This is a genomic window from Nocardia sp. CA-135953, from assembly GCF_050955735.1.
GTDB lineage: Bacteria > Actinomycetota > Actinomycetes > Mycobacteriales > Mycobacteriaceae > Nocardia.
On sequence record NZ_CP192082.1, the window covers coordinates 5,192,548 to 5,209,696 of the forward strand.

A 17,149-nucleotide genomic window follows, 5' to 3' on the forward strand; every position below is an offset into this window, starting at 1 on the left:
GGCGGTAACGCGGTCGACCGGATCTCGCGTCGCCGCGGGCGGACGCACGGCGCGGCGGCCGGCTGCCGTCCCCCAGTGCTCGCCGAACTTCGCCAGCGCCAAGCCGAACAGCACCGCGAAGAACAACACCTGCAGCAGCGCATTCTCCGCGAATGCCGAAATCACCGATGTTGGAATGATATTCAGCAAGAAATCGACGGTATGCGGCAGCTCGCCGTTCTTGGTGGTCTTGGCGATCTTTTCGGCACCGGTCGCCAGGGTCTGCGCGTCGACATGAAAGCCCGCACCCGGCTGCACCAGGTTGCCGACCAGCAAACCGAAGAGCAGTGCGAAGGTGGTGATCACCTCGAAGTAGATCAGCGCCTTCACGCCGATTCTGCCCACCGCTTTCATATCGCCGACATGGGCAATGCCCAGCACGACCGTGCAGAAGATGATCGGCGCGATCACCATCTTGATCAGCTTGATGAACCCGTCGGCCAGCGGTTTGAGATCCACGCCGAAGCCGGGCCACAGCTTGCCGACCAGAATTCCGGCCACGATCGCCACCAGCAGTTGCAGGAATAGCGACCGATACCAGGGCGGTTTGCGCACCGGGTCGGTCGCGGCGGTGGATTCGATCGTCACGCTCATGCGCGCAACGTACGAGCTATCCATATCAACAAAGTTTCAACTACATTGCCGCGCGGAAACCCGATCGATGTATGCCCGTCACCCCAGGTTCGATATCCAGAACAATACGAACGAAACCGGGCCCCGGGAAATCCCGAAGCCCGCTTCTGCCATGGATTTACAGCGGAATGTTCTTGTGGTGACTCTTGCGCACCGGCGCCGCCGCCAATGCCGCGGCAATGGTGCTGCGGGTCTTGGCCGGGTCGATGACCTCGTCCACGACACCGATCGCGATGGCCCGCTCGACACCACCGGCGATGCGCTCGTGTTCGACCGTCAAACGCTCGTGCAGCGCCTCACGCTCTTCCTCCGGCGCGGCCGCGAGAGCCTTCTTGTGCAGGATGCCGACCGCGGCCTTGGCGCCCATCACGGCGACCTCGGAACCGGGCCAGGCGTACACCGCGGTCGCACCGAGCGAACGGGCATTCATGGCGATGTAGGCGCCACCGTAGATCTTGCGGGTGACCAGCGTGACCCGCGGCACCCGGGCCTCGGCGAATGCGTGCAGCAGCTTCGCGCCGCGCCGCACCACGCCCTCCCACTCCATGCTGACACCGGGCAGGTACCCGGGCACATCGGTGAGCACCACCAGCGGAATGCCGAACGCGTCGCACAACCGCACGAAACGCGCAGCCTTCTCGGCACTTTCGGAGTTCAGGCAGCCACCGAGGCGGATCGGATTATTGGCGAGCACACCCACGGTGCGCCCGCCGAGCCGTCCCAGACCGGTGACGATGCTGCGCGCGTAACCGCCCTGCAACTCCTCGAACGAGGACTCACCGTCTACGTTGTCGAGCAGTTCGTGGACGATCGGCTTCACGTCATAGGCGCGCTTGGCCGATTCCGGCATCATCGCCTTCAGATCGACATCACCGTGCGCGGCCGCGACCAGATCGAATTCGCCCTGCTCTGCGAACATCGACACCAGGCGCCTGCCACGATGCAGCGCGTCGGCCTCGTCATCGGCGACGATGTGCGTGACACCGGACTTCTTGCCGTGCGTCTCCGGACCGCCCAGGGTGGCCATATCGACCTGCTCACCGGTCACACTGCGCACCACATCGGGACCGGTCACGAAGACCCGGCCCTCGGGCGCCATGATCACGATGTCGGTCAGCGCCGGACCGTAGGCGGCGCCACCGGCCGCGAAGCCGAGCACCACCGAGATCTGCGGCACCAGGCCGGACGCGCGAACCATGGCCTCGAAGACCAGACCGACCGCGTGCAACGCCTCGACCCCCTCGGCCAGGCGAGCGCCGCCGGAATGCCAGATGCCGACCACCGGAATGGCGGAATCGATGGCGGTGTCGATCGCGTCGACGATGTGCTTGCAGCCCTCCACACCCATCGCGCCGCCCATAACGGTGGCGTCGGAGCAGTAGGCAACCGTGCGGACACCGTCCACCTCGCCGATCGCGGCGAGCACACCGGACTTGTCGCGCGGGTGCAGCGGTAGGACGGTTCCGGGATCGAAGAAGCGCTGGAGCCGCCCGAGCGGATCACGCGGATCGGTGGCAGTTTCTGGTCGGAACGCGGGCGCCACAATCGTCATCGCGTTTCTCCTCACCTCAAGGAAATGCGCCGCTACCCGCGGCTGCGTATGTCGAACACCGGTGGGGTCGACCGACTTCGGCGTTGGTCGACCCCACCGGGGATCGTCGTGCAGTCTGCCCGGTCTGTGCGGTCAAGCCGGAGGAGGCAGCGCGCGTATTACGGAGGGCTCCGCACAGACCAAATCAGATACCGTGCGGCTATGCCCGACCGAAGGCGAGCGCGACGTTGTGCCCACCGAAACCGAACGAGTTGTTGATCGCGTACTCGATCTCCTGGCGGCGAGCCTCGCCGTGCACCACATCCAGATCGATCTCCGGATCCTGGTTCTCCAGGTTCAGCGTCGGCGGAACGAGGCCGTCGCGGATGCTGAGCACGGTGAGCACCGATTCGAGCGCACCGACGGCGCCGATCGAGTGCCCGAGTGCCGACTTCGGCGCGTACACCGAAGCGTGGTTGCCCACGGCCTTGTTGATCGCGTTCGCCTCGGCGGTGTCACCGATGGGAGTCGCGGTCGCGTGCGCATTGATATGGGTGATGTCCTTCGGGGTCAGACCCGCGGTCTGCATCGCCCTGGTCATCGCCCGGGCGGCACCGTCACCCGTGGGATCGGGTGCGACCAGGTGGAAGCCATCGGAGGTGATACCGGCGCCGAGCAGGCGCGCGTGGATCGTCGCGCCACGAGCCTTGGCGTGCTCCTCGGTCTCGAGGACCATCAGCGCACCGGCCTCACCGAAGACGAAACCGTCACGATCCTTGTCGAACGGACGCGAGGCGCCCTTCGGATTGTCATTGCGGGTACTCATCGCACGCATCATGGTGAATGCCGCGATCGGCACCGCGTCGATGAAACCCTCGACGCCACCAGTGACGACCATATCGGCGTCACCCATGACGATCATTCGCCACGCATTGGCGATGGCCTCGGAGCCCGATGAGCATGCCGAGACCGGAGTGACCACTCCTGCCCTGGCCTTCAATTCGAGACCGACGACGGCCGACGGACCATTCGGCATGACCATCTGAACAGCCAGCGGCGAAATCTTGCGATAGCCACCGTTCTTCAGCTTGTCGACCGAGTCGATGAGCGCATCACCGCCACCGAGCCCGGTACCGATCGCCACACCCAGACGCTCCGGGTCGACCTCGGGGCTGCCCGCGTTCTGCCAGACCTCGCGACCGAGTACGGTCGCGAGCTGCTCGACGTAGGCCATGCGCCGACATTCGACACGGCTCAGCAGGGCCTCTGGCCGGACCTTCAGGTGACCGCCGATGCGGACCGGAAGGTCGTACTCCTCGACGAAGGGGTCCTCGAGAACGTCGATGCCGCTCTCGCCGTTGAGGAGTCCCTTCCACGTCGCATCGACATCACCAGCGATCGACGTGGTCGCCGCCATACTCGTGACGACGACATTGGGGAAATTCCCGTTCAAGGTGGAAGGAGTGGTCACGGTGTCGGCCCTACTCGGCGTCGAACTTGGCCTTGAGCTCCGCGGCCGCGTCAGCGTTCTCGGCCTCGAGCTTCTGGATGTAGCCGACGGCGTCGCCGACCGTCTTCAGGCTGGCCAGATCCTCGTCCGGGATCTTCACGCCGTACTTGTCCTCGGTCTGAACCGCGATCTCGACCATGGACAGCGAGTCGATGTCCAGGTCATCGACAAAGGACTTCTCGATCGTTACCTCGGAGGGCTCGATACCGGTCACCTCTTCGATGATCTTGCCGAGTTCCTCGACGATTTGTTCCTGGGTCAGAGCGGCCACTTCGTGGCTCCCTTCTTATCTACTTTGTAGGGCTTCACTGTTGTTTTTCGAATCGAGCGAGCCGATGGTTACCGTCCGCTCGGTCACGATCGCGTATTGGGTTACACGGTCGCGGGGGAAAGCTAACCGGAAGTGGTGAGCCCGGCCAACGCGGGGAGGTCTTCGGGGGTCTTCAGGGCCAGTGTTGGCGTGCCTTTCAATTCCCGTTTTGCAATGCCGACGAGCGTGCCCGCCGGCGGCAGCTCCGCCACTGCCGAGACCGCCGCTTGCCGGACGGTCTCGGTGCACAGGTCCCACCGGACGGGCCGGGTGACCTGCGCCGCGAGCTTAGCGACGGCATCGGCCCCGGAGGTAACCGGCTTGCCGTCGACGTTCGAAAGCAGGGTCCTGGTCGGCTCGTTCGGCGTGATCTTGGATATGGCGTCCGTCACCGCGTCCTGGGCCGGGGCCATGAACGCGGTGTGGAATGCGCCCGCCACGGGCAGCGCACGCACCCGCGCCTTCTCGGGCGCATCGGCGGCGAGTTCCGCGAGGGCCGTCAAACGTCCGGCGGCCACGATCTGACCCGCGGCATTGCGGTTGGCCGGGACGAGTTCGAGCTCTTCGAGCCGGGCGAGCACGGCGGCCTCATCGCCACCGAGCACCGCGGACATACCGGTCGGCTCGAGAGCACACGCTTTGGCCATCTCCGCACCGCGGATTGCGGCCAGCCGCACCGCATCGTCGGCGGAGATGACTCCGGCGACCGCGGCGGCGGCGAGTTCACCGACCGAATGTCCGGCCACGATTGTATCGGTCGGCAGGGCATCCGGCTCGATTTCCGCGAAGGCCAGCAGTGCGGCGGCGACGACAAGCGGCTGGGTAACGGCAGTATCGGTGATCTCCTCCGCCGTTGCGGTGGTGCCGAGTCGAACCAGATCCAGGCCGGAGGCCTTGGACCAGATGGCGAGGCGATCAGTCGCGCCGGGAAGGTCGAGCCAAGGCGCGAGCATGCCGGGTGTCTGGGACCCCTGTCCAGGGGCGAACAACGCGATCACACCTCTAAGAAAACACTGTGAGGTACGCCGCAGGAGATGTCGACGCGAATGAACCTTGCCTAGCGCTTTTGTGGGAGTCCCACAAAAGCGCATGTGGGTTGTCTCGATCGACCCATTCGCTGGATCTGTTACATGCCCTCGTGACTCACCGGGAATTGAGTGACTTCTGGGGTAGGAGTTGACGATTCGTTACGGGTTCGTGTCAAACGACCCACTGTGGCGGCGATCTGGAGCACGTACGCATCCCGCGGATTCATCGGATCACGGCCCGTTATCTCGGCTATCCGCTTAAGGCGGTAGCGAACGGTATTTGGATGAACGTACAGCTGACGCGCGCACGTCTCGACCGCTCCACCGCAATCCAGATAGGCCTCGAGAGTGTCGGCCAACGCCGATCCGGCGGCGGCCAATGGTAGGACAAGATACTCGTTCAACGCGTCGATTGCAGCTCGGTCACCCAAAAGAGCTCGCTCGGGTAACAATTCCGCAGCGTGCACCGGTCGCGGGGCCCCGCGCCAGCCGACAACGGCCTCCATTCCGGCCAGCGCCTCCACCGCGCTGGCATGCGCCGCGCCGAGGGTGCGCATGGTCGGGCCGATCACCACCGGACCGTCGGAGAACACCTCGGCCAGCAGATCCGCCAGAAAAGGGGAGGCATAAGAGGTATCGCCCAGATTCCCGCTGACCACCATCACCAGCCGTGAACCTTGGACCACGGCCAACGCGGCGCGACCGTGCCGCGCGGCGATCGTGTGCACCGCGCCGACCATCGAGACGCCCTGATCCCCCGGTGGCGTGCCGACCAGCACCGTCGCCGGTGCGGTGGCGTCCCAGTTCAGGGTCGCGGCCCGCGACAGCATGTCCGGACCGGTATCGCCGCGGACGACGGCGTCCACGACCAGCGCTTCGAGGCGGGTGTCCCATGCGCCGCGGGATTCCGCGGCGCTCGCGTACACCGAGGCGGCGGCGAATCCGAGCTCACGCCCGTAGCGCAATACCGCCTCGGTGAGTGCGACCAGCTGCCGATCATTGCGCGCGAGCGCGGGCAGCCATTGTTCGAAGAACTCCATGGCCACACGGACCATGTCCACGGTCTGGCGCAACGTCAACCGCCGCGCCAGATCCTGCGGGATCACTTGGAAGGCGTCCAGGCTGAACCGGATATCGCTATCGGGATCCTGTAGCCATTCCAGGAAGTTCACCAGCGCGGTCTGCACCAGCATCTGGACGCCTGCGCGTTGCGCGGCGTCCAGATCGGCGAAGAACGGCAACCGATCCTGCATCGACCCGACCGCCTCGGTGGAGAGGCGTCCGGAAAACTGCTTCACGCGTTTGAGCAGCGTGTCCGGCAGTGGGTCGCGGGTTTGCCGGTTCGGGGAGAGCGCGCCCGTCGGCAGATACACCTCGTGCTCGGAGGAGCCTTCGGAGATCCGACGCGGCCGCGGCGGTTTACGTTCCACCATCCAATCGTCCGCTATGCGAGTTCATCTTCGGTGCCGGGAGCCGACTTCGGCGCGGCGGCGACATCATGGATGCGGTACTTGGCCGCAGCCTCGACAGCCTTGGCCGGATCGATCTTGCCGGTGCGGCCGAGTGCGGCCAGGGCGGCGACCACGATCGACTGCGCGTCGACGTTGTAGACGCGGCGCGCGGCGGGACGGGTATCGGAGAATCCGAATCCGTCGGTACCGAGCGTGGTGAAGTCGCCGGGCACCCACTTGCGCACCTGATCCGGCACCGCGCGCATCCAGTCCGTCGCGGCCACATACGGACCCTCGACCCGGGCCAGCGCCTGGGTGATGTAAGGGACGCCCGCATCGGTGCCCGGATTGCGCAACTGGGCTACCTCTTTGTCGAGTGCCTCCTTGCGGAGCTCACCCCATGACGTCACCGACCAGACATCGGCCTGTACACCCCACTCCTCGGCGAGCAGCGCCTGGGCCCGCACACCGTCGGGCACGGTGACGCCCGAGACCAGGATCTGGGCGCGCACATTGCCCTCGCCGCCGCGCTTGTACAGATAGAGACCCTGGAGCAGTCCGGCGATATCGAGATCGTCGGGCTCGGCGGGCTGTACATACGGCTCGTTGTAGAGGGTGATGTAGTAGAAGATGTCCTCGCCGCCGAAGCCGCCCGCGGATCCGTGCGGATGCGTGCCCGGCAGTGCGCCGGGACCGGGCTGCGGTGTGCCGCCGCCGTACATCCGACGCAGACCGTCCCGCACGATGTGCGCGATCTCGAAGGAGAACGCCGGATCGTAGGTGACCACGGCCGGGTTGGTGGAGGCCAGCAGCAGCGAGTGGCCGTCGTTGTGCTGCAGCCCCTCACCGGTCAGCGTGGTTCGCCCGGCGGTTGCCCCGAGTACGAATCCGCGCGCCAATTGGTCCGCCGCCGCCCACAATCCGTCGCCGGTGCGCTGGAAACCGAACATCGAGTAGAAGATGTACAGCGGGATCATCGGCTCGCCGTGCGTGGCGTACGAGGTGCCCGCCGCGGTGAACGAGGCGGTCGATCCGGCCTCGTTGATGCCTTCGTGCAGAATCTGCCCGACGGCACTCTCTTTGTAGGCAAGCATCAATTCCGCGTCGACGGAGGTGTACAACTGCCCGAGGCGGTTGTAGATCTTCAATGAAGGGAACCACGAGTCCATACCGAAGGTACGGGCCTCGTCCGGAATGATCGGCACGATCCGCTTGCCGATCTCTTTGTCTCGCAGCAGCTCCTTCATGAGCCGAACCAGGGCCATGGTGGTGGCCACGTTCTGCTTGCCGGAACCCTTGCGCACCGACTTGTACGCCTCGTCCCCGGGCAGTTGCAGAGGATTTGCTGCGGCGCGCCGTTCGGGCAGGAAACCGCCGAGCGCCTTGCGGCGATCGAGCATGTACTGGATTTCGCGCGCCTGCATGCCCGGGTGGTAGTACGGGGGCAGGTAGGGATCCTTCTCCAGTTCGGCATCGGAGATCGGAATCCGCTGCAGGTCACGGAAGTCCTTGAGGTCCTGCAGGGTCAGCTTCTTCATCTGGTGCGTGGCATTTCGGCCCTCGAAGTGCTTGCCGAGGGTGTAGCCCTTGATGGTCTTGGCCAGGATCACCGTCGGCTGGCCCTTGTGCGCCATCGCGGCCGCGTACGCGGCATAGACCTTGCGGTAGTCGTGCCCGCCGCGCTTGAGGTTCCAGATCTCCTGATCCGAAAGATCCTGTACCAGAGCCTTGGTGCGCGGGTCGCGACCGAAGAAATGGTCGCGCACGTAGGCGCCGTCATTGGCCTTGTAGGTCTGGTAGTCGCCGTCAGCGGTGGTGTTCATCAGGTTCACCAGTGCGCCGTCCCGATCGGCGCCGAGCAGCGCGTCCCACTCCCGGCCCCAGATGACCTTGATGACGTTCCAGCCCGCGCCACGGAAGAACGACTCCAATTCCTGGATGATCTTGCCGTTACCGCGCACCGGGCCGTCGAGACGCTGCAGGTTGCAGTTGATCACGAAGGTCAGGTTGTCCAGCCCCTCGTTGGCGGCAACCTGGATCAGACCGCGCGATTCCGGCTCGTCCATCTCGCCGTCGCCCAGGAACGCCCAGACGTGCTGATCGGAGGTGTCCTTGATGCCGCGGTCGTGCAGGTAGTGGTTGAACCGCGCCTGGTAGATGGCGTTCATCGGGCCCAGGCCCATGGACACCGTCGGGAACTCCCAGAAGTCGTTCATCAACCGCGGATGCGGATACGAGGGCAGGCCGTGGCCCGGGCCACCATGGCTGTATTCCTGCCGGAAACCGTCCATCCGGTCGGTGCTCAACCGGCCCTCGAGGAATGCGCGGGCGTAGATGCCGGGCGAGGCGTGACCCTGGATGAAGATCGAATCGCCGCCGCCGGAATGGTCCTTGCCGCGGAAGAAGTGGTTGAAGCCGACCTCGTAGAGCGCCGCCGAGGACGCGTAGGTCGAGATATGGCCGCCGACACCGATACCGGGACGCTGTGCCCGGTGCACCATGATCGCCGCGTTCCAGCGGATCCAGGCACGGAAGCGCCGCTCCACCTCTTCGTCGCCGGGGAACCACGGCTCGTTCTCGGTGGGGATGGTGTTGACGTAGTCGGTTGACGTCAGGGATGGAATGGCGACCCTACGCTCACCGGCGCGTTCCAACAGCCGGAGCATGAGGTAACGCGCGCGGCCCGGGCCTTCCCGGTCGAGCATGTCATCGAACGATTCGAGCCATTCGGAGGTTTCCTCCGGGTCGATGTCCGGTAGATAGGACGCCACCCCTTCACGGATAACCCGCACCCGCCCGCCCGTAGGCGGCACCTGCGATCCGTTCGGATCGCGCGGCGCGGAGTCGGTGCCGGCGGATTTCGCTGGCGCGGAAGAGTGGATCAGGTCGGTCAAATCTGCTCCTCGTACAGGGGTGGACAAGCTGATAGGCGTCTGTTTCCCCGGGCGGCACACTTGGTTGGCGGACCACCCGTTTTACGAAAGATTCGGGCGCACCTCCATCCTTGCGGAAGTTGTGGCCCAGGTCATCATGTCAGGGGCATCTGCAGTACGGTTCCGCAGGGAACGTGAGTCGAGGACCGCCGGTGACACAGAGAGGCACGGAGGACAATGAAGGTGCTGGACCCACGCGGGTTCGGAGCGGTGTGCGCGGCAGCGGCGGTCGTGGTCGGGCTGACCATCGCGGGATGCGCGAAACACGTTGACGGCGTTGCCAATCCGAATGCCTCGGAGCTGGCCGCCTACAAGACCGAGGCGGCCGCTTCCTCCGCCGCGGCGACCTCCTCGCGCAAGGCCGCGGCCCAGGCGCAGGCGATCAGCGACAACTGCGGTCAATTCCCGACTACTACAGGCGTCGGCGTTTCGAAGTACAACGAATTCGTAGATGCGCACGACGCGAACGCCGCGGACTACAACGCCAAGCGCGATACCGCCGCCAAGACGCTCGAGGACGCCGCGACCAAAGTCGAGACCGGAGTGAACAACGCCAACGGCGCGCTGCCCGCCGATCTGCAGGCCAAGTTCGCCGAATACGTCGCCGCCGCGCGCCAGCTCGCCGCGGAGACCCGCAAGATGACCTACACCGCCCCGGTCGGAGCGCTCAACGAGGCGAGCAAGCGGGTCAACGACGCGCGCAACGCGGTCAAGGACGCCTGCCCGAAACGCTGAATTCGTCCCACCAACCGGGGGCGGGTCGCGAAAATCGGCCAATGACACGAGGTTGCAACGCGACATTCCATGGGTATTTCGTCCGATCAGCTTGCGCTCGAGGCGATAACCATGTTCGCTTGCAACTACCTATTGTCTGGAGTTGAGGAGGACACCACCGTGGTCGCCGCGGCGGACGCGCAGAACTACGCTCAGAAGCTTGGCATTACACACGGCATGGTTGTCCAGGAGCTGGGCTGGGACGAGGACACCGACGACGACCTGCGGGCCGATGTCGAAGAGGCCAGCGGTGGGGAGATGGTCGACGAAGACTCCGACGAGGTTGTCGACGCTGTCCTGCTGTGGTGGCGAGAAGGCGACGGCGATCTGGCGGATGAGCTGATGGAAGTCATCAGTCCGCTGGCCGACGAGGGCTTCATCTGGGTGCTCACTCCCAAGACCGGGCAACCTGGTCATGTCGATCCGAGCGATATCGCCGAAGCGGCGCCCACCGCGGGTTTGACGCAAACCTCGGCGATCAGCCTCGGTGCCTGGTCCGGCAGCCGCCTCGTGCAACCCAAGGCACCCTCGAAACAGCGCTGACCGCTTTCGATATGGTTTCGCCGGGCGGTGTTTCACCGCCCGGTGTAGCCCGACACGATGGAGGATCAGTGATGCCAGTCGAGGTTGGCCCGCTGGAAGTCGGCACGCTCGCGCCGGATTTCACACTCAAGGATCAGAACAATCAGGACGTCACGCTCTCGGATTACCGCGGCAAGAAGAACGTGCTGATCGTGTTCTATCCGCTTGCGTTCACCGGCATCTGCCAGGGCGAGCTGTGCAAGGTCCGCGACGAGTTGCCCAAATTCCAGAACGACGCCGCGGAAATCCTCGCCATCTCGGTAGGCCCACCGCCCACCCACAAGATCTGGGCCGCCGAGCAGGGCTACGTCTTCCCGCTGCTGTCCGACTTCTGGCCACACGGCGCCGTCGCCCAGTCCTTCGGTGTCTTCAACCAGAAATCCGGCTACCCCAACCGCGGAACCTTCGTCGTGGACCGCGACGGCGTCATCCGCTTCGCCGAAATGAACGGCCCCGGCGAGCCCCGTGACCAGGCGGCTTGGGAGAAAGCGCTCGCCGCGCTAGAGTCCTAGACCGGCCCGTCGGTCACCCACCGACGGATCCCGGGCGTATAGCTCAGTGGTAGAGCTCTGGTTTTACACACCAGCGGTCGGGGGTTCGAACCCCTCTGCGCCCACCAAAACAGCCCTACTCAAACCCCCGACCGAAGGTACAAAGAGGTCGGAAAGGCTGAGCCGGTCTGTATCGGTAGTAGTCGCAGGCGAAGCCTCCCCACCAGGGAGGCTTCCTTCGTATATCGGGCCGTCGTGCCCTTGTGGCGCTGTGGTGGCCTCTGCACCCTTCGATCCTGACTTTCGCCCCCGTGTGGCCCGATGTGGGGCATGTCCGGCCCGTTGTCCGGCCAGGGTGACCCCGGATGATGTCGTGCGGTGCTGTTGGTACTCCTGCTGGGCGTCGTGTAGTTCGGCGAACAGCGGAGTTTTCTTGTCATCGACTACTTCAAAGTGGTCGAGGTAGAAGCGCTCGTAGAATGTCTGGTTGAGCTGTCGCCGGTCGGTGGTGGAGGCATGGGCGTATGCCTCGGCCGGATCACGTACGAGTTCGAGCGCATCGTGCAGCACAACTGCTCCGACCTCCAGTTCTTCGGCAGTGTTGGCGAGGCCGGCTTGGGCTTTGGTGCGGTCGACGTGGATCTGGTGCAGTTTGGCTCGGATCTTGCCCTGGGGCAGCGATCCATCGGCGGCCAGATCGATCAAGTTACTTTCTTGTTCGTCCAGTTGCTTGAGTCGGTTGGTCAGACTGGCGTGGAGTGCCCGCACGCTGCCTTGTTCGTCGCGGATCGCGGCATCCAACTGGCCACGCACCGCCTCGATGAAGTCGCTCGGCAGTTGCAAGGTGCGGTGGTATTTGGTGATGGCGTGTTCGACGAGTTCGACCCGCAGGCTGGGCAGATCGCACAGGCCGTCCTGGTAGGCGCGGCAGATGAAGTAGTCGTATCGCTTGCCGGTGTGGCTGGTGACCCGAGAGAAAACCAGCCGTGACGTACGACCGGCGTGTTGGCACCGGCCGCAGAACAGCATCCCTTTGAGGTAGTGCATGTGGATGCGGTCTCGGTTGCCCTTGCCGCTCTTGGCGTCGAGCGTGTCCTGTACTTTTTCGAACAGCTCTTGGCTGACGATCGGTTCATGTCTTCCTGGGTAGACGTCGCCCTTATAGGGAACCCACCCGGCGTAGTACGGGTCGCGCAGGATGCGTTGCCATGTCTTGTGGGGAACCGGCTTTTCGACGGGCCGCTTCGGCGATGGACGAGTGGTGAGGCCGCGGTCGGCCATGGCAGCTTCGAGACGTTCTGTCGAGTAGTCGCCGGTGGCGTACAACTCGAACGCTTCCTTGATCAGTGGTGCGCGTTTCTCATCGAGGCCGATGGTGTTGACGGTACGGCCCTCCACGATGATGCGGATGTTCTCGTAGCCGATCCGAGCGGGGCCGATGCTGCCGCCATTGCTGGCCTTGTGGTGCATTTTGATGCGGATGTCTTCGCCCGACATCTTGTTCTGCATGTCGTTGAAGACATCGGTGATGGCTTCCATGGCTTCGGCAAAGATGCCGTCGCCGAAGTCCTCACGGGCAGAGGCCAGTTTGACGCCGAGTTTGTCGAGGAGGCGCTTGGTGAGGGCGGCATCGATGTAGTTGCGGAAGGCGCGGGAGCGGGCGTAGACGATGACGTACTTGATCTCGCGGTGCTCGCGTAGGTACTCGATGAGTTCCTGGAACTCGCGGCGCTTGTCGATGGACTTGGCCGAGATGCCGGGATCGAGGAATTCTTTGACGATTCGTGCGCCGAGGTTGTTGGCCTTTCGGTCGATGTGGATGCGTTGGGTGGCAATGGAGTTGCCGTCTGGATCGATGTCGCGGGCGGTGTCCATCTGCTTCTTGCTCGACACCCGTAGGTAGGACACGGCAAGGTCGAGTCCAGCTACGTCGACTCTGCTGTCGAGATTCATCGCCGTGTTCCTCCGAACGCAGCGGCCAGACGGGAGGCGGTCTCGGTCATCGGCTCGAACTGCTCGCCGGTCGGCAACAGCAGCACACCGACGTGGAGACGGTGGAATCGTTCGCGGAGATCCTGGGCGTGCGTGATATCGCGGGCAAACCTGTGTACGCCTGGGAAGATAGTGAAGCGAATCTCCGAGTGTTCCGCGAGATAATCCAGCAGCCTGCGTAGAACGGGCCGCTCGCTCAGCCTGGTGGCGGGTGCCCCGATCTCTACGAACTCTCTGCTGATCTCCAGTCCGAAATCATCAGCTACCCGCCGTTCCGCTTGGCGCTGCAGCGCGATGCCCAGCGGCTCGCCCTGGTCTGATGGAGTTCCGGCCGAACTGGCGACGGAGAGAAACAGGACTGCGCGATCTCGATTGGCTGGTGGGTGATGGGTTTCGTTCATACGAGGGTCCTCTCTGCATTGAAGTAGGCGCATGGCAATGGATTGCGTTGTGACCGTTTCGGTTTGAGTCCGGCCATCCAGAGCCGTAGCCGGATGATGTCTTCGGTGACGTCGAACAGCCTGGCGAGTTCGGTGATGGTGCGGATGCCTTGGTTCCAGGCGTGCATCAGATGGTGGATGGGTACGAAGAAGCAAGCGGCGAAGTGGATTCCAGCTCGGTCGGCTCGTTCGAGTGGGCTGAGGTAGCTGTTCATGTAGAGGCGGTGCAGGACGCCGGTATCGAGGATCGACTTGAATTCGACGGCCAGTGCAACTCGGCGTTCAGCGGATGACGCGGCGTGGGAGAGTTGGATGAGCCATTGCCGATGGCGCTTATCCCACACGTGGTAGCCGGGGATACGTTGTGAGACGAGTTCGACGCGGATCCGCGGGATGCGTATGAGCGCCGCCTCGGATACGGGCAGGAACGGTCCGTCGAGCTGGGCTGCTCGTTGCACCATCAGCTCGGCTTGCTGTTCGGCAATCCGGATCGACTCTTCACAGCTGACACGCCGTTTGGGCACCAGCGCTCTGAGCGGCGTGATGACGCCCCGGCGATGGTCGAACTGTCGAGGCCATGTGAACTTTCTTGTAAGTATTCGCTGCATATTTCTTCCCTCCTTTTTATTTAGTTGTGCGTGCTCAATGTGCGGTCCTTTCTTTGCGTATAGCGGGTGTAGATCTTCTAGGCTGTATGTCGATGGTTGCTGTCTTCGTTGGTTGTACCGTCGGCACTGCGGTTCCTGGTGATTCCGATCTGTCTGAAGAATGCTTCGACCTCGCGGGCAGTGGCATCGGTGAGGTCATACTTGGCCTTAAGGTATGTATTCAGGCTCGGTAATTCTCCTTTCGGCACCACTCCGGCTTCCGCCAGTAGGTCGATGAGCGGGATATCCAAGGCTTTTGCGATTGCTTTCAGGGTTGGTGGCGAAGGATGGGTGTGTTCACCCGATTCGATCCGGGTGATCGCCGATCCCGGCAATCCCGCCCGGTCGGCCACCTCCTTTGCCATGAGACCGAGGTCCGCTCGGCGCTGCTTGATGTACAAGCCAAGTTTGGTGGGTTTGATATCCGATCGTTTCGTCATATCACTTTTCTCCCGTTTATTAAATTTTCGTTTAATATTTCACCAAATTGACCATACCTCTATTTTTGCGTTTTCGCAATTGTTTGTGACGTTTTTACAACGCTTCTTTTCGGGGCCTCTGTTATTTATTGTTCCTTGTTTTCTTCGATGCATGGCGGGATCGAAGCCCGACAGGCAGGAGCAAAATGGCGGTAGCCATTTGCACTCCCAACCTGCCGAACCTTCGATTCCCTCACGGCTGAGCCATCAGAACTGTCAGAACCTGCGTGCTCAGAAATCGAGCATCACGTCCTGAAGAAAGTTGGGCTCAGTCCTTACGACGGATCTTGACTGCGCCGCGTTCGCTTCTGGGTCGAAGCCGGCGGTTCCGTGCTGCTGGGTTCGCTCGCCTCGGTGGCTACCGCAGGCTTGGAACGTCGCAGCCGGTTGATCGCATCGCGTTTCAGTGCTGCTTCGCGCTCTATCTCGGCTATTGCCTCTTCAGCGCGCTCCGCAAGGTCGGCTTCTTCTCGTGCTTTCTCGATGTGATTCAGCACGGCTTGCAGATGTTCGTCTGCCAGCGTATTGCCGCGCAACTGCGCCACAAGGCTCAGTTCCGCATGGATTTCCGGATCTACCCGGATTGCCATGGTCTTGCGTTGGGAGTCGTTGTCCGGTTGGGACATAGCAGCTCTACCTCCTCGATGGGTGCGACTGGTGAGTGCCGGTATGGCGCTCAAACGACCAGCCGCATGCCACCGACGAGGCTGACTCCTGGAGAGGGCTACGGCGGACCTGCCCGAACCGTAATTCTGGCCATTCTCACGCCACGCCTCCTTGTCTGAATTTCCGATCCGATGGCACTGGATAGCCCGGAATAACCAGATCAGAATCGACCTCGTTTCCCCAGATGTCCCAGCCCGGTTGCCGCCGCCGAGCAAACAGCTCCAAATATGGTCCGCTGCTTACCCTTTCAATAATCGCGTACTGTTCTTCGGGCTTCCTCGAATGCTCTTGCACTGGCGCGATAAACCAGGTCGGTTGCGCCCGGAAGTTGACGGGTGCTCTGCCGCGTGTGCCGAACAGACAGGTTTCGGTCATATTGCGCAGGTACTGTCCCAGCTGGAGGCGAGGCTTCATCCAGGTCAGTGGCGAGCGAGGAGTGAAGCCCCACGCTTCCAAGACGTCGTATCCGTGACGCAGTGTGGCATTTGTGGTCCAAAGCCAAATATGGCTATCGTCTTCGGCGAGATCGCCAACGGGAAGGGCTTTGATACGGTCGAGGGTCATAAGCGGATAGTGTCGCTCTGCACCGTAGCTGCCTTTTTGCAAAATATCCCATGGTGGATCGATTAGCAATGCGCGATAGCGGCGGATCGAGGTGGGTTGGGTCATAGATCGCCCCCTTTCTGGATGAGGTTAATATGGTTGTCAGGACTGGTAATTCGGAATAGCTCAGGGTCGAGCTTCCGGTCCTTCTGAATCGCGGCCAGTAGTTGCTTCCGGCGCCGTTCAGCGACGGCTGCGTCCTTGTGGGATAGGTGCCACATGATGAGCGGGAAACCATTGCCGTCGTCATCCTGTTCGGCCCCGGACTGCCAATATGTTTGGTAATCGTGGCATTTGCGAATCAGGGTGGGGATGCTCTCGGTACCGAGATCGACCTCGATGAAGAAGCCATCGAGGTAGGCGCTGCCCGGCTCGGCTGTGGTTTCGACGTACAGGTCGGGCTTGAGCTTGACAACAGTCCCCAGTCGGAAGAACCGCCGCCACGAGGCAGGTTCCAGCTGGCAGCAGACCAGCTCCAGAAGCCCGCGGTGCTGCGCTTTGACCAGTTCGGCGTGAACATCAGCAATCGCCAGCTGATGCTGTAAGTAGTGGAGCGATGGCTCTTTCCACTGATAGCGAACACGGTCCGGGACATCGGCCCGTAGCAGCCGATCGCCTACGGCATCGACGTAGTAGATCAGCTCGGGGCGTCCGGGCCGGGCACCGTGCCGCCGCTGAGCGCTCACCCCGATAACCCACAGCTCCCGCAGCTTCTTCAAGTTCACCTGAGCGAAGCGCAAGCCACTGGTCGGCGGCAGCTCACCAAAAGCGAGAGCCTGAACCTGGCGAGCGGTGAGCACGCGATGACCCCAGATCGCCTGCAAGACAGCAGCATCCCTGTCGGTCAGCTGGCTCCTGATCGCATCCAGGTTACGGACGGTGCGGCGCTGGTGTGTGGTGCCCGGCAGGGCACCATCATTCGGCAGCTTGCGATGCCGAAAAGCGGCGGTGACCTCGGATGATGCGGACATGGGACTGATTGTTTTACGAACACTATGACGAACTCCGCGCCCGGCTCCGCCTCCTTCCGAAGCTCCCTG

General features: G+C 63.2%; 16 protein-coding genes, 1 tRNA gene and 1 pseudogene. 4 read left to right on the forward strand and 14 right to left on the reverse strand.

Features of this window, described 5'->3' with window-relative positions:
• Positions 1-78 precede the first annotated feature (78 nt).
• The 7 genes and pseudogenes from ACQPXH_RS23825 to aceE all read right to left on the reverse strand — a co-directional run.
• Positions 79-633: pseudogene (locus ACQPXH_RS23825) on the reverse strand (cation:dicarboxylate symporter family transporter); the annotation flags it as partial.
• Between the two features lie 157 nt (positions 634-790).
• Positions 791-2,224 carry an acyl-CoA carboxylase subunit beta gene (locus tag ACQPXH_RS23830; RefSeq protein ID WP_433598718.1) on the reverse strand — a complete coding sequence of 478 codons (1,434 nt, stop codon included), beginning with the start codon at positions 2,222-2,224 and terminating at the stop codon, positions 791-793.
• 199 nt (positions 2,225-2,423) lie between these two features.
• On the reverse strand, positions 2,424-3,674 hold the full coding sequence (locus ACQPXH_RS23835; RefSeq protein WP_433598719.1) for a KasA/KasB family beta-ketoacyl-ACP synthase: 1,251 nt from the start codon (positions 3,672-3,674) through the stop codon (positions 2,424-2,426).
• 10 nt (positions 3,675-3,684) lie between these two features.
• Positions 3,685-3,984: a meromycolate extension acyl carrier protein AcpM gene (gene acpM, locus ACQPXH_RS23840; protein ID WP_107655016.1), complete on the reverse strand. Its 300-nt coding sequence runs from the start codon at positions 3,982-3,984 to the stop codon at positions 3,685-3,687.
• Between the two features lie 122 nt (positions 3,985-4,106).
• Entirely contained in the window at positions 4,107-5,021 is a 915-nt protein-coding gene (locus ACQPXH_RS23845; protein ID WP_433598720.1) for an ACP S-malonyltransferase, read from the reverse strand.
• 128 nt (positions 5,022-5,149) lie between these two features.
• Positions 5,150-6,484 (reverse strand): PucR family transcriptional regulator, encoded by a 1,335-nt coding sequence (locus ACQPXH_RS23850; RefSeq protein WP_433598721.1) that lies wholly within the window; start codon positions 6,482-6,484, stop codon positions 5,150-5,152.
• Positions 6,485-6,495: 11 nt separating this feature from the next.
• Complete coding sequence (aceE, locus tag ACQPXH_RS23855; protein WP_433603563.1) at positions 6,496-9,315, reverse strand: pyruvate dehydrogenase (acetyl-transferring), homodimeric type; 2,820 nt, start codon at positions 9,313-9,315, stop codon at positions 6,496-6,498.
• A gap of 297 nt (positions 9,316-9,612) precedes the next feature.
• Here aceE and ACQPXH_RS23860 point away from each other — a divergent pair, with 297 nt between their 5' ends.
• From ACQPXH_RS23860 to ACQPXH_RS23875, 4 genes are all read left to right on the forward strand, one after another.
• Positions 9,613-10,170 carry a hypothetical protein gene (locus ACQPXH_RS23860; protein ID WP_387294746.1) on the forward strand — a complete coding sequence of 186 codons (558 nt, stop codon included), beginning with the start codon at positions 9,613-9,615 and terminating at the stop codon, positions 10,168-10,170.
• 159 nt (positions 10,171-10,329) lie between these two features.
• Positions 10,330-10,752: a DUF3052 domain-containing protein gene (locus ACQPXH_RS23865; protein WP_040688342.1), complete on the forward strand. Its 423-nt coding sequence runs from the start codon at positions 10,330-10,332 to the stop codon at positions 10,750-10,752.
• Positions 10,753-10,823: 71 nt separating this feature from the next.
• Positions 10,824-11,303: a peroxiredoxin gene (locus ACQPXH_RS23870; RefSeq protein ID WP_357480279.1), complete on the forward strand. Its 480-nt coding sequence runs from the start codon at positions 10,824-10,826 to the stop codon at positions 11,301-11,303.
• 32 nt (positions 11,304-11,335) lie between these two features.
• Positions 11,336-11,410 (forward strand) — tRNA-Val (locus ACQPXH_RS23875).
• Here the strand turns inward: ACQPXH_RS23875 and ACQPXH_RS23880 are convergent.
• From ACQPXH_RS23880 to ACQPXH_RS23910, 7 genes are all read right to left on the reverse strand, one after another.
• On the reverse strand, positions 11,367-13,235 hold the full coding sequence (locus ACQPXH_RS23880) for a recombinase family protein (RefSeq protein ID WP_433603564.1): 1,869 nt from the start codon (positions 13,233-13,235) through the stop codon (positions 11,367-11,369). The genes ACQPXH_RS23875 and ACQPXH_RS23880 overlap by 44 nt on opposite strands.
• Complete coding sequence (locus tag ACQPXH_RS23885; protein ID WP_433598722.1) at positions 13,232-13,675, reverse strand: recombinase family protein; 444 nt, start codon at positions 13,673-13,675, stop codon at positions 13,232-13,234. Before ACQPXH_RS23885 ends, ACQPXH_RS23880 begins: the two co-directional genes overlap by 4 nt.
• The gene (locus ACQPXH_RS23890; protein ID WP_433598723.1) at positions 13,672-14,238 is read right to left on the reverse strand and encodes an ImmA/IrrE family metallo-endopeptidase; all 567 of its coding nucleotides are present in this window, start codon (positions 14,236-14,238) and stop codon (positions 13,672-13,674) included. Before ACQPXH_RS23890 ends, ACQPXH_RS23885 begins: the two co-directional genes overlap by 4 nt.
• 161 nt (positions 14,239-14,399) lie before the next feature.
• Positions 14,400-14,801, reverse strand: a complete 402-nt coding sequence (locus tag ACQPXH_RS23895; RefSeq protein ID WP_433598724.1) for a helix-turn-helix domain-containing protein — start codon at positions 14,799-14,801, stop codon at positions 14,400-14,402.
• Positions 14,802-15,115: 314 nt separating this feature from the next.
• Positions 15,116-15,466, reverse strand: coding sequence for a hypothetical protein (locus ACQPXH_RS23900; RefSeq protein WP_433598725.1), 351 nt, complete (start codon positions 15,464-15,466; stop codon positions 15,116-15,118).
• A gap of 136 nt (positions 15,467-15,602) precedes the next feature.
• Positions 15,603-16,175 carry an MT-A70 family methyltransferase gene (locus ACQPXH_RS23905; RefSeq protein WP_433598726.1) on the reverse strand — a complete coding sequence of 191 codons (573 nt, stop codon included), beginning with the start codon at positions 16,173-16,175 and terminating at the stop codon, positions 15,603-15,605.
• A complete protein-coding gene (locus ACQPXH_RS23910) occupies positions 16,172-17,080 on the reverse strand; it encodes a replication-relaxation family protein (RefSeq protein WP_433598727.1) in 909 nt (302 codons plus the stop codon). Before ACQPXH_RS23910 ends, ACQPXH_RS23905 begins: the two co-directional genes overlap by 4 nt.
• Positions 17,081-17,149 lie beyond the last annotated feature (69 nt).